General features: G+C 57.8%; 11 protein-coding genes. 3 read left to right on the top strand and 8 right to left on the bottom strand.

The window, feature by feature from the left end; all coding sequences use genetic code 11:
• Nucleotides 1-54: 54 nt before the first annotated feature.
• Nucleotides 55-1,512 (bottom strand): DNA recombination protein RmuC, encoded by a 1,458-nt coding sequence (rmuC, locus tag L463_RS17485; RefSeq protein ID WP_017383581.1) that lies wholly within the window; start codon nucleotides 1,510-1,512, stop codon nucleotides 55-57.
• 138 nt (nucleotides 1,513-1,650) lie between these two features.
• Complete coding sequence (gene udp / locus L463_RS17490; RefSeq protein ID WP_003860792.1) at nucleotides 1,651-2,412, bottom strand: uridine phosphorylase; 762 nt, start codon at nucleotides 2,410-2,412, stop codon at nucleotides 1,651-1,653.
• Nucleotides 2,413-2,671: 259 nt separating this feature from the next.
• Between udp and L463_RS17495 the strand changes: the two genes are divergently transcribed.
• Nucleotides 2,672-3,478, top strand: a complete 807-nt coding sequence (locus L463_RS17495; RefSeq protein ID WP_003860793.1) for a dienelactone hydrolase family protein — start codon at nucleotides 2,672-2,674, stop codon at nucleotides 3,476-3,478.
• Between the two features lie 47 nt (nucleotides 3,479-3,525).
• Here the strand turns inward: L463_RS17495 and metE are convergent, their stop codons facing one another.
• Complete coding sequence (gene metE, locus L463_RS17500; protein WP_017383582.1) at nucleotides 3,526-5,787, bottom strand: 5-methyltetrahydropteroyltriglutamate--homocysteine S-methyltransferase; 2,262 nt, start codon at nucleotides 5,785-5,787, stop codon at nucleotides 3,526-3,528.
• A gap of 116 nt (nucleotides 5,788-5,903) precedes the next feature.
• Here metE and metR point away from each other — a divergent pair, with 116 nt between their 5' ends.
• Nucleotides 5,904-6,857 (top strand): HTH-type transcriptional regulator MetR, encoded by a 954-nt coding sequence (gene metR / locus L463_RS17505; protein ID WP_015570000.1) that lies wholly within the window; start codon nucleotides 5,904-5,906, stop codon nucleotides 6,855-6,857.
• Here the strand turns inward: metR and L463_RS17510 are convergent.
• The 3 genes from L463_RS17510 to pldB all read right to left on the bottom strand — a co-directional run bounded on the left by L463_RS17510 (nucleotide 6,745) and on the right by pldB (nucleotide 9,551).
• Nucleotides 6,745-7,644, bottom strand: a complete 900-nt coding sequence (locus L463_RS17510) for a carboxylate/amino acid/amine transporter (protein ID WP_023295736.1) — start codon at nucleotides 7,642-7,644, stop codon at nucleotides 6,745-6,747. The two genes, metR and L463_RS17510, sit on opposite strands and share 113 nt — an antisense overlap.
• An 82-nt stretch (nucleotides 7,645-7,726) precedes the next feature.
• Nucleotides 7,727-8,527 (bottom strand): sugar/pyridoxal phosphate phosphatase YigL, encoded by an 801-nt coding sequence (yigL, locus tag L463_RS17515; RefSeq protein WP_015570001.1) that lies wholly within the window; start codon nucleotides 8,525-8,527, stop codon nucleotides 7,727-7,729.
• A 31-nt stretch (nucleotides 8,528-8,558) separates the two neighbouring features.
• Complete coding sequence (gene pldB, locus L463_RS17520; protein ID WP_015570002.1) at nucleotides 8,559-9,551, bottom strand: lysophospholipase L2; 993 nt, start codon at nucleotides 9,549-9,551, stop codon at nucleotides 8,559-8,561.
• A gap of 111 nt (nucleotides 9,552-9,662) precedes the next feature.
• On the opposite strand from pldB, the gene rhtB reads away from it, so the two are divergent.
• Complete coding sequence (gene rhtB / locus L463_RS17525; RefSeq protein ID WP_006812363.1) at nucleotides 9,663-10,283, top strand: homoserine/homoserine lactone efflux protein; 621 nt, start codon at nucleotides 9,663-9,665, stop codon at nucleotides 10,281-10,283.
• Here rhtB and rhtC read toward each other — a convergent pair.
• Both rhtC and recQ read right to left on the bottom strand, forming a co-directional pair.
• Nucleotides 10,280-10,900 (bottom strand): threonine export protein RhtC, encoded by a 621-nt coding sequence (gene rhtC, locus L463_RS17530; RefSeq protein WP_006179256.1) that lies wholly within the window; start codon nucleotides 10,898-10,900, stop codon nucleotides 10,280-10,282. The genes rhtB and rhtC overlap by 4 nt on opposite strands.
• 61 nt (nucleotides 10,901-10,961) lie before the next feature.
• Complete coding sequence (gene recQ / locus L463_RS17535; protein WP_032104332.1) at nucleotides 10,962-12,791, bottom strand: ATP-dependent DNA helicase RecQ; 1,830 nt, start codon at nucleotides 12,789-12,791, stop codon at nucleotides 10,962-10,964.
• Between the last annotated feature and the right edge of the window lie 35 nt (nucleotides 12,792-12,826).

The raw sequence follows: 12,826 nt of genomic DNA, 5'->3' as shown, positions 1-12,826 counted from the left end.
TAATCAGTCAAATGTTCGTGAAGTGTAACAGATTGGGCGCATTTGCCCTACGTTTCAACCACCGTGAAAGAAACGCGCCGGCTGCGCTTCGGGGGATAAACTCGCCGCTAAATCGTTGTCTTCATTGCGGCTATTTTGCTTACCGTCGCCTTCACGCAGACGAAACTCTTCGTCCTGAGCGGTAGCCTGCTCCACCAGTTCCGGATTAATCTCGCGTTTAACTTCCACCCCCAGGCTGCGAAACGCCTCCGCCTGCGCCAGCAAATTGCCACGCCCGGAGGAGAGTTTTTTCATCGCCTGGCGGTAGTTATCCTGCGCGCGATCCAGGCTTTGCCCCACCGAGGACATATCGTCCACAAACAGCCGCATTTTGTCGTACAGCTTGCTGGCGCGATCGGCAATCTGCTGCGCGTTACGGCTTTGGTGCTCATAGCGCCACAGGTTGGCAATGGTACGTAACGCCACCAGTAGCGTGGTGGGGCTGACCAGCATAATGTTATTTTTCAGCGCTTCGGTGATCAGTTCGGGCTGTCTGTCGAGCGCCAGCAGGAACGCAGGCTCGACCGGAATGAACATCAGCACATAATCCAGCGATCGCAGCCCCGGCAACTGCTGATAATCTTTTCTGCCCAACAGACGGATATGGTTACGCACGGAGGCGATGTGCTCCTGCAACGCTGTTTCGCGGGTGTAGTCATCCTCAGCGTTGAAGTAGCGCTCATAGGCCACCAGCGTCATTTTGGCGTCGATAACCACATCTTTGCCCTGTGGCAGACGAACAATGACATCCGGCTGCATCCGCGAGCGCGCATCGTTCTCAATGCTGACCTGCGTTTCGTATTCGTATCCTTCGCGCAGGCCAGAGGCCTCCAGCACGCGCGTCATGACCACTTCGCCCCAGTTTCCCTGCGCTTTGTTATCACCTTTCAGTGCGCGCGTCAGGTTAACCGCCTCCTGCGCCATCTGCGCATTCAGCTGCTGGAGATTACGAATTTCATGCGCCAGCGTGTGGCGTTCGCGGGCCTCCTGACCAAAGCTGTCCTGTACCTGACGGCGAAAGCCGTCCAGCTGTTCACGCAGCGGCGTCAGCAGGCTGTTCAGGCTCTGGCGGTTCTGCTCATCCACGCGGCGATTGCTGTGCTCAAAAATGCGGTTCGCGAGGTTCTCAAACTGCTCGCTAAGACGCTGCTCGCTGTTGATCATCTGGCGGATTTTGTCTTCCGCATGCAGTTGGGTGGACTCAAGACGGGTGGTCACTTCACGGAGATCGGCCTCCAGCGAGGTATTGATATCACGCAGATTGCGCAGTTCGTTATTGAGCAGTTCGCATTCGTCGCGCCAGTGGTCACTCAGCGCAAGCTGTTGTTTCGTCGCGCTGAGTTCAGCGACGATCTCCTCGCGCTCTGCCAGCTGTTCGGCTTTCTGCTGCGCATGCTGGTAGCCGGAAATGAGCCAGCCAATTCCCACGCTCACCAGCGCAATCACTGCATAAATCAGGATTGAGATATCCACAATGCCCCCTGCATCAACGTATTACCGCACAAAATAGAATTGTGCTGTATGAACGTCCAGTTTGAAAGGGTTTTCCTGCGAGGCGTTACGCAAAAAGAAAAGGCCGAGCATGTCGGCCTTTCAGCACTGAAGAGAGAATTAGATCAGGCGGCGCGCCGCTTCAACCACGATTTTCACCGCATGGCTTTCAGTCTGCTTCATGGTTTCAGCGTTCGGGATCTCCTGCTGAGTACGGTTGACGATAACGCCCGCCACCATACCGGCACGCAGACCCTGGCTTGCGCACATGGTCAGCAGCGTCGCAGATTCCATTTCGTAGTTCATGACGCCCATCGACTGCCACTCTTCCATGGAGCCTTTGAAACGGCTCACCACGCGACCAGAGAAGGTGTCGTAACGCTCCTGGCCCGGGTAGAAGGTATCGGAAGAGGCAGTTACGCCCACGTGGGTTGTTGCGCCCACGGACTTCGCGGCTTCAACCAGCGCGGTGGTGCATTCGAAATCGGCCACTGCCGGGAATTCCATCGGTGCAAAGTGCAGGCTTGCCCCGTCCAGACGCACGGATGCGGTGGTAACCAGCACGTCGCCCACGTTGATGTGCGGCTGAATGGCGCCTGTGGTGCCGATGCGCAGGAAAGTACGAATGCCCAGCTGCGCCAGCTCTTCAACGGCGATAGAGGTAGACGGGCCACCAATACCGGTAGAGCACACGATCACCGCTTTACCGTCCAGCTCTGCGCGCCAGGTGGTGAATTCGCGATGTGCTGCCAGCTTAACCGGCTTATCCATCAGCGCGGCGATCTTTTCCACACGCTCAGGATCGCCAGGGACGATAGCAAGCGTAGCCCCTTGTAAATCGTTTTTAGTGAGGCCGAGATGAAAAACATCAGACTTAGACATAGGTGACTCCTCTGTGGGTCGGTTTGTCAGAAGAAGTAAAACGGTACTTTACAGAAGCAATGTGCATTATTTCGTGACACACCTCACCATGAATGAAAATGATTGCAGTTAATTTCCATAAAATAGTGATTCACATCACATTAACAAGTTATATCGCCGGGTGCTGCACAAAAGATAGACGCTATAAGGCACTGTGGATTGTTAACCTGGTGTCTATATTTATCTTTGCGCTAATCCATTCATTGGTACGGAGAATGCCATGACTGAAAAAACCGGTTTTGCACCTGCTGCGGCCCCGCATGCTTCAACCATCGTCTCAACCCCTGAAGAGGCCATTACCGCAGGCGAGACCTCCATTCCCTCCCAGGGAGAGAACATGCCAGCGTACCACGCGCGGCCAAAATCCGCCGATGGCCCGCTGCCCATCGTGATCGTGGTGCAGGAAATATTTGGCGTTCATGAACATATTCGCGACCTCTGCCGCCGTCTGGCGCTGGAAGGTTACCTGGCCGTTGCGCCGGAACTCTACTTCCGTCAGGGCGATCCGAATGATTACAGCGACATCCCGACGCTGTTCAGCAACCTGGTCAGCAAAGTGCCGGACGCGCAGGTGCTGGCCGATCTCGACCACGTTGCCAGCTGGGCGGCGCGCAACGGTGGCGACCCGCACCGTCTGATGGTGACCGGCTTCTGCTGGGGCGGACGCATTAGCTGGCTGTATGCCGCGCACAATCCGCAGCTGAAAGCCGCTGTGGCCTGGTACGGTAAACTGGTGGGTGAAAAGACCCTGAACTCGCCGAAACATCCGGTTGATATCGCCACCGATTTAAATGCCCCGGTGCTAGGGCTGTATGGCGGCCAGGATACCGGCATTCCGCTTGATACCGTCGAGACCATGCGCCACGCGCTGCGGGCGGCAAACGCGAAGGCCGAAATCGTGGTGTACCCGGATGCGGGACACGCGTTTAATGCCGATTATCGTCCGAGCTATCACGCAGAATCGGCGAAAGATGGCTGGCAGAGAATGCTGGCGTGGTTCAGCCAGTACGGCGGGAAGAAAGCGTAATACAAAAAGCCCGGTGGCGGCTGCGCCAACCGGGCAATCCAGCCCTACTACGCCTGACGCAAATTCTGCGCCGCCTGCACCATGTTCGCCAGCGCCGCGCGGGTTTCAGGCCAGCCGCGGGTTTTCAGGCCGCAGTCCGGGTTTACCCACAGGCGTTCCGCCGGAATGCGCTGGGCGGCTTTTTGCAGCAGCGATTCAATCCACTCCACGCTCGGCACGTTAGGGGAGTGAATGTCATACACGCCCGGCCCGATTTCGTTCGGGTAGTCGAACTCTTCGAACGACTCCAGCAGCTCCATGTCTGAACGCGAGGTCTCGATGGTGATCACATCGGCGTCGAGCGCGGCAATGGAGTCCATGATGTCGTTAAATTCGCAGTAACACATGTGGGTGTGGATCTGCGTGTCGTCCTTCGCGACGGCCGCGTTGAGGCGGAACGCCTCCACGCCCCACGTCAGATAAGCATCCCAGTCGCTGCGACGCAGCGGCAAGCCTTCACGCAGCGCCGGTTCGTCGATCTGAATGATGCCAATCCCCGCCGCTTCCAGATCCGCCACTTCATCACGCAGCGCCAGGGCGATCTGTTTGGCGATGGTTTCCCGGGATACATCTTCACGCGGGAACGACCAGCAGAGAATGGTCACCGGCCCCGTCAGCATGCCTTTTACCGGTTTGTCGGTCAGAGACTGGGCATACTTCGCCCACTCCACGGTGATCGCTTCCGGGCGGCTGACGTCACCGATCACCACCGGCGGCTTCACGCAGCGGGAGCCGTAGCTTTGCACCCAGCCGTTCTGGGTAAAGACAAAGCCGTCCAGGTGTTCACCGAAGTATTCCACCATATCGTTACGCTCGGCCTCGCCGTGCACCAGCACGTCCAGACCCAGACGTTCCTGCTCGACGATCGCCTGTTTGATGTGCTCCGCAATGCCGGTGCGGTAGTGATTCGCATCCAGATTGCCCTTTTTGAAGTCCAGGCGCAGGCCGCGGATCTCGGTAGTCTGCGGGAAGGAGCCGATGGTTGTGGTCGGCCATGCGGGCAGGTTAAAGCGCGCACGCTGGGCTTCGGCGCGCACTTCATACGGGCTCTGGCGCTGGCTGTCCCGGGCAGTGATGGCCGCCAGACGTTTTTCCACCGCCGGGTTATGCACGCGCGTCGAGTGACGGCGCGCCTGGATCGGGGCGCTCCAGTCGGTAATCGCTGCCGTGTCGCCGCTGTTCAACGCGTCGCGCAGCAGAGCCAGCTCCTCACACTTTTGCAGGGCAAAGGCAAACCAGCTTTTCACCTCAGGGTCGAGTCGGGTCTCCACGCTCAGGTCGATCGGGCTGTGCAGCAGGGAACAGGAAGAGGCTACCCACAATTCACGTTTACCGACAATGTCCTTGATTTGTGCATATTTCCCGGTGAGATCGGCACGCCAGACGTTACGACCATTCACCAGACCGGCAGAGAGCAGCCACTCCGCAGGCAGACGCTTGTGCAACTCTGCCACATCGTCTTTGCCGTGAACGAGATCAACGTGCAGACCCTGAACCGGCAGCGCGGTAATGGTGTCGAGGTTCGGCGTTACGCCCTCGAAATAGGTGGTCAGCAGCAGCTTCACCTGGCCCGTGAGCGCGTCATACGCCGGTTTGAAGGCATCCAGCCACGCCTGCGGCAGCTCAAGCACCAGCGCCGGTTCATCGATTTGCACCCACTGAATACCGCGCTTACCCAGCTCAATCAGCACCTGCTTATAAACCGGCAGAATATCGTTCAGCAGGCTGAGGCGGTCGAACTGCTCGCCTTTCACTTTGCCCAGCCACAGGTAGGTGACCGGCCCCAGCAGCACGGGTTTCACCTGGTGACCCAGCGCCAGCGCTTCGTCCACTTCATCCAGAAGCTGGGTCCAGGTCAGTTTGAACTGCTGGCCCTTAACGAACTCCGGCACCATATAGTGATAGTTAGTGTTAAACCACTTGGTCATTTCCGCCGCTGCCGCTGGCTCACCCGTTGGCGCGCGGCCACGGCCGATGCGGAACAGGGTATCGATATCCACCGATCCATCGTTGTTCTGATGACGAGCCGGCACGTTGCCAAGCAGCAGGCTGGTGGTCAGAACATGGTCGTACCAGGCGAAATCGCCCACCGGCAGCAGGTCTACGCCCGCCTGTTTTTGCTGATCCCAGTGACGCGCGCGCAGCTCGCGCCCCACCGCCAGCAGTTCTTCGCGGGTGGCGTTACCCGCCCAGTAGCTTTCTTGCGCTTTTTTCAGCTCGCGACGCAGACCAACGCGAGGGAAACCGAGAGTGTGAGTGCGGATTGTCATGGCATACCCCTTGTAGAAATTCGTTATTTAGACGTCCAGATGTTTACACTTCTATAATTGGCAGGTACTGTATATTCCTCAAGCGCAAAATGTTCATGGCGAAGTGAAGGACTTTCATGATTGAGATTAAACACCTGAAAACGCTACAAGCGTTGCGGAACTGCGGTTCTCTTGCGGCGGCAGCGGCCACGCTGCACCAGACTCAGTCTGCCCTTTCTCACCAGTTCAGCGATCTGGAACAACGCCTCGGCTTTCGTCTTTTTGTGCGTAAGAGCCAGCCTTTGCGCTTTACGCCGCAGGGCGAAATTTTGCTTCAGCTGGCGAACCAGGTGCTGCCGCAGATTGCCAGCGCGTTGCAGTCCTGCAACGAGCCGCAGCAGACCACCCTGCGCATCGCCATTGAGTGTCACAGCTGTATTCAGTGGCTGACCCCCGCGCTTGAGAACTTCCGCCAGAAGTGGCCGCAGGTGGAGATGGACTTCAAATCCGGCGTCACGTTTGATCCGCAGCCGTCGCTTCAGCAGGGTGAGCTGGATCTGGTGATGACCTCAGATATTCTGCCGCGCAGCGGTCTGCACTATTCGCCAATGTTTGATTTTGAGGTGCGTCTGGTGCTGGCCCCGGACCATCCGCTGGCCGCTAAAACGCGTATCACGCCGGAAGATCTGGCAACGGAGACGCTGCTGATTTACCCGGTACAGCGCAGTCGTCTGGATATCTGGCGCCATTTCCTGCAACCCGCGGGCATCAGCCCACAGCTGAAAAGCGTGGATAACACGCTGCTGTTAATTCAGATGGTGGCGGCCAGAATGGGGATTGCGGCGCTGCCGCACTGGGTGGTCGAGACGGTTGAACGCCAGGGTCTGGTGGTCACCAAAACCCTGGGTGAAGGACTGTGGAGCCGGCTGTACGCCGCCGTGCGCGACGGCGAGCAGCGTCAGCCGATTACGGAAGCGTTTATTCGCTCAGCGCGGAACCACGCGTGCGACCATCTTCCGTTTGTGCGGAGCGCGGAGCGACCCAGCGGCGATGTACCCACAGCGAAGCCAGGATCACCGTTCCCCCAATAAGGAAACTCGGCCAGTGCGGCTGCTCCTGCCAGATGGCGAGGTTCACCAGTAGCCCCGCCGGCACGTGCACATTGTTCATGATCCCCAGCGTCCCGGCGTCTACCTGCGTAGCGCCGTAGTTCCACATAAAATAGCCCAGCCCCGACGCCACCACGCCCAGCCAGACCAGAACGCTCCACTGCACGGAGGTAGTCGGCAGCTTTTGCGGATTGCCGAGCAGAAACCACGCCGCTACCGCGACAATCGCCGCGCCCATATAGAACCACGCAAACGCGTTATGCTGCGGCATCGGGCGGGTCTCCATCAGACGTTTGTAACCCACCATCCCGATGGCAAAGCTGATATTAGCGAGCTGGACGAACATCAGCCCGGTCCAGAAGTGATCGCTTACCTTGTCATAGCGAATAATCGCCGCGCCAATGACTGCCAGCGCAGCGCTCAGCAGATATCCCCAGCGCAAACGGCGCCTGCTGAGCAAGTCATAAATCAGCGTGATGTAGAGCGGCGTCAGCACGGTGAAGAGCAGAAATTCCGAGACGGACAGGTAAACGTAGGCCCGGAAGCTGAACAGGTACATGATGCCGAGCTGCATCGCGCCTACCAGCATGTACAGCAGTATCGTTTTTAGCGACTGCCCGCGGGTACGCAGGAACGGCAGGAACACCAGCGCCGCCAGCCCCACGCGCATCAGTACCGAGAAGTAGCTGTCGACCGATCCGGCAAGGTATTCGCCAATCAGACTAAAGGAGAAGGCCCACAGGATAGTGGTGATAATGAGTAGCGCCACAATGCTTGTCTCTCAGAAAGAAGGAGAGGCATTGTAGCGAACTCTTTAGTTGACATCTGAACAATAAACAATCAATTGAAGATTATTCAAGGAACAGTTTGCGCAGATACTTAGGCACGGCGTTATCGCCGTTGGTGCCGATCACTTCCAGCTCCGGGTGCAGATCTTTCAGGCGCTGGTGCGCGTTCTGCATGATGCAGCCTTTACCCGCCATGGAGAGCATCTCGGCATCGTTCATGCCATCGCCAAAGGCAATACAGTCTTTCAGATCAAAGCCCAGCCGTTTCGCTACCGCTTCCAGCGCGTGACCTTTGGACACCCCGCCCGCCATCACTTCCAGACAGGTCAGCGTGGAGAAGCTCACGTTCACGCGGTCGCCCCAGCGGGCGTTGATCGCCTGCTCCAGCGGCAGTAACTCCTCATGATTTACACAGGTGAAGAACACCTTACTGATCCCTTCCGGCTCCAGCAGACCCGGCTCGTACAGTGAGTACTGGAATACGGCTTCCTTGAAAAAGCGCATCTCTTCCGGGCGGTGGCGGTTCATAAACCACTCGTCGTCGCGGTAAACGTTAGTGACGATATCCGGGTTGTTATGCACAATGCCGAACAAATCGGTGGCGATGTCGCGATCGAGATTGTGGGTAAAAATCAGGTTGCCGTCCGTGTCATGTACGCGCGCACCGTTGGAGGTGATCATGTACGACTTGATCTCCAGGTTATCGCGGATCTGCCCCACGTCCACGTGGTGGCGGCCAGTGGCGAAGACAAAGTTCACGCCACGGGCAGTCAGGAGTTTTAAGGTCTCTTTCGCATAAGGCGACAGGGTGTGGTCGGGGGAAAGCAGCGTGCCATCTAAATCAGATGCAACAACCTGGTACATAGGGATTTCAACCTCTGGTGGAAAACAATAATCAGTTATGCCTGTTGAAAAATTCAACAATGGCGTTGAGCGCGACTGAGCGCATAGCGTCCTTTTCAAAAAGGATCTCATGGTACGCACCGTTGATGACCAGCGGTTTACCCCCTTCACAGGGATGGCCCGCAGCGGCGCGAAGTTCACAATAGCGGTCATGCATGCGGTTATCCACCACACGCTCTTCTTCCGCCTGGATCAGGAGCGTCGGCGTGTCATCATCGCCTACGCCCGCCAGCACCTGCTCACCGGCATGAATACCTTCCCGCACCCAGTGCCAGGTAGGGCCGCCGACCCGCAGACGCGGTTCATCGGCATAAAAACGCAGGTTGCGGCGATAACGCTGCCGACTGTGGGTTAAGACGTTGATGGCAAACGGCAATGCCCGCCAGCGTCCTGTTCCGATGGCATAGCCTTCTCGAATGCGCTGATGGCCCTCAGCCCAGTCGAGAAGATGGCGCACCATCCAGTCAGGAAAACGTATCACAATGCCGTACATCGGCGCGGTCAGCGCAATGGCGTCACACTGGTGCTTATGGCGCTGCAAAAACAACGTCGAGATCGCCCCCCCCATGGAGTGGGCAAGAATATAACGCTTGCGCCACGGTCCGGGCTGCACTTCCTGCTGCCAGAACGCGGCCAGATCGTCGACGTAATCGCTGAAGTTATCCACGTGGCCGCGATGGGTATCCGGCAACATCCTGCCAGAAAGCCCCTGCCCGCGATGGTCGATAATTAACACATCAAAGCCCAGATGGAACAGGTCATACGCCAGCTCGGCATATTTGATATAGCTTTCGATGCGCCCGGGGCAGACCACAATCACCCGGTCATTTTTTTCATCACGGAAACGAACGAAGCGCACCGGGATTTCCCCGACGCCCATAAACTCATCTTCCTCACGCTGGCGCCAGAAATCGGTCAGCGGCCCCATGGAGAAAGCAGCAAATGCGTTTTCTCGTGTTTCCCAGTCCTTTTTCTGCTGAAACATTGGGTTTCCACCCCCCGTAATTCAGGGAATATCGTTTTTTTCGTCACCGGTCACAAAATGACTCAACAATAGCGTATTGTGGCATAAAAACAGACGATCCGGGAGTTTCAAATGACCTTCGAATGGTGGTTCGCCTACCTGCTGACATCCATCATCCTCAGCCTTTCACCTGGCTCGGGCGCAATCAACACCATGACCACCTCCATCAATCACGGCTATCGCGGCGCGGCGGCGTCAATCGCCGGTTTACAGACCGGGCTTGGCATTCATATTGTGCTGGTGGGGATTGGTCTGGGCACGCTGTTCTCCCGTTCGGTGCTGGCCTTCGAGGTGCTGAAATGGGCTGGCGCAGCGTATCTTATCTGGCTGGGTATTCAGCAGTGGCGCGCCGCAGGCTCGATTGATCTGCATACGCTCTCCCGGACGCAAACACGCGGCCACCTGTTTAAACGCGCGGTGTTCGTTAACCTGACCAACCCGAAAAGCATCGTGTTCCTCGCCGCCCTGTTCCCGCAGTTTATCGTGCCGCATCAGCCACAGGTGATGCAGTACGTGGTGCTGGGCGCGACCACCATTATTGTCGATATCATTGTGATGATTGGTTACGCGACGCTGGCGCAGCGAATTGCGGCGTGGATCAAAGGGCCTAAACAGATGAAGGCCCTGAACAAAGTCTTTGGTTCGCTGTTTATGCTGGTTGGCGCGCTGCTTGCGTCAGCGCGTCATGCTTAGCGAGAAATGATGAGATGAATGCCGAAGCCGGCGAACAGCGCGCCGGCAAAGCCGTCGATCCACTTCGCGATGCGCTGGTAGCCGCGACGCATCGCCGGTAAGGCAAACAGGCTTGCCACAACGGTAAACCAGGCGAACGTCTCAACAACGATCAGCAGAAAGATCCCCCAGCGCGCGCCCGCGCCGACGTTATCCCCTACAAACAGCGAGAACACAGAGCCGAAGTAGATAATCGCTTTCGGGTTCGCCAGGTTGGTCAGCAGCCCTTTCACAAAGCTACGGCCGCCCGTTGCCAGCTCAACCTTTGGCTCTTCCGGCTTTTTCTCTTCTTTCTTCAGCGCCCCGCGCAGCATCTGGTAGCCCATCCAGCACAGGTACAGACCGCCGCCGACCATGATGATGTTATGCAGCCACGCCATTTTCGCCAGGATCAGGTTCAGACCGAGCAGCGCAACCGCCGCCCAGACCATGACGCCCATGGTAATACCGAGCACACCCATCATTGCCTCTTTGCGGGAGCGGCTGACGGCCGTTTGTGACACGAAGAAAAAGTCAGGGCCAGGGCTCATCAGCGCAACGATGTGCACTAACGCCACGGTGAGAAATAGCATTAACATAATTAGCTCGCGGGGAAATAATACAGTGAGTCACCATCCTGGCACTTTTTCGCCCGGCTGACTACTCCTCATCATCACCATCAGCGTGGGAACGGATGAGCGCCATAAACTCTTTACCGAAGCGCTCCAGCTTACGCGTGCCAACGCCGTTGACGCTGAGCATCTCGCTGGCGCTGAGCGGCATTTGCTCGGCCATCTCGATAAGCGTCGCGTCGTTGAACACCACGTATGGCGGGATGTTCTCTTCATCCGCAATGGCTTTACGCAGCTTACGCAGCTTGGCGAACAGCTTGCGATCGTAGTTACCGCCGTAGGATTTCTGCATCACGCGCGGCTTCAGGGCGACGACGCGCGGAACGGCGAGCTTCAGTTCAACCTCGCCACGCAGGACCGGTCGCGCCGCTTCGGTCAGCTGAAGCGCAGAATGCTGGGCAATGTTCTGCGTGGCAAAGCCGAGATGGATCAGCTGGCGGATGATACTCACCCAGTGCTCGTGGCTCTGGTCTTTCCCGATGCCATAAACCGGCAGCTTGTCGTGACCCATATCGCGGATACGCTGGTTGTTAGCCCCGCGCAGCACTTCAACGACGTAGCCCATCCCGAAGCGCTGGTTCACGCGTCCGATAGTCGAGAGCGCTTTGCGCGCGTCCATCAGGCCATCGTACTGCTTCGGCGGGTCGAGGCAGATATCGCAGTTGCCGCACGGTGCCTGACGCCCTTCACCAAAGTAGTTGAGCAGCACCAGACGGCGGCAGGTTTGCGCTTCGGCGAAGGCACCCATCGCGTTAAGCTTGTGGCGTTCGATATCCTGCAACTGCCCCTGCGGTTTCTCCTCGAGACAGCGGCGCAGCCACGCCATATCCGCCGGATCGTAAAACAGCATCGCTTCCGCAGGCAGGCCGTCACGCCCGGCGCGGCCGGTTTCCTGATAGTAGGATTCGATATTGCGCGGAATGTCGAAATGCACCACAAAGCGCACGTTGGGCTTGTTGATCCCCATCCCGAACGCCACCGTTGCGACCACGATTTGCAGGTCGTCGCGCTGGAATTTCTCCTGCACGTCGGCGCGGATATGGTTCTCCAGCCCGGCGTGATAGGCCGCGGCGCTAAAGCCACGGTTTTGCAGACGCGCGGCGGTGTCTTCCACCTTCGCCCGGCTGTTGCAGTAGATGATGCCGGACTTTCCGCGCTGCTCCTGCACGTAGCGTAAGAGCTGATCCAGCGGCTTGAACTTCTCCATCAGCATATAGCGGATGTTCGGGCGGTCGAAGCTGCTGACTTGAATATACGGGTCGTTTAGCCCCAGCAGGCGAACGATGTCCTGACGCGTGGTGTCGTCCGCCGTGGCGGTAAGCGCCATAAACGGCAGCTCGGGGAAGCGCTGACGAAGCTGACCAAGAGCGGCATATTCCGGGCGGAAATCGTGCCCCCACTGGGAGATACAGTGCGCTTCATCCACCGCTAGCAGCACCGGATCCCAGTGCGCCAGATGATCGAGGAAGTTGTCCAGCATCAGGCGTTCTGGCGCGATATACAGCAGGCGGATCTGCCCGGTGCGGCACCCGGTCATTACCTCTTGCTGTTGCTCGCGGGTCTGCGTCGAGTTCAGGCAGGCCGCCGCCACGCCGTTGGCAAGCAGCTGGTCGACCTGGTCTTTCATCAGGGAAATAAGGGGCGATACCACGACCGTCAGGCCATTAAGCACCAGCGCGGGCACCTGATAGCAGAGCGATTTTCCGCCGCCGGTCGGCATGACCACCAGGCAATCGCGGCCTTCCAGCACGGTTTCAATGATGGTTTCCTGGCCAGGACGGAACTGCTGGTAGCCAAAGGTTTCCTGCAAAACCTGTTTAGCCAGCGATTCCTGATTCAATACTTCCGCCTGCGCCACGTTAACCCCATATGCCAGAAATGAAACAGGCGCTA

Source organism: Enterobacter sp. BIDMC 27 (assembly GCF_000534415.1).
In the GTDB taxonomy this organism is placed as follows: domain Bacteria; phylum Pseudomonadota; class Gammaproteobacteria; order Enterobacterales; family Enterobacteriaceae; genus Enterobacter; species Enterobacter hormaechei_C.
The sequence above is the reverse complement of the archived record's forward strand: the minus strand, read 5'-3'. Positions and strand labels throughout refer to the sequence as shown.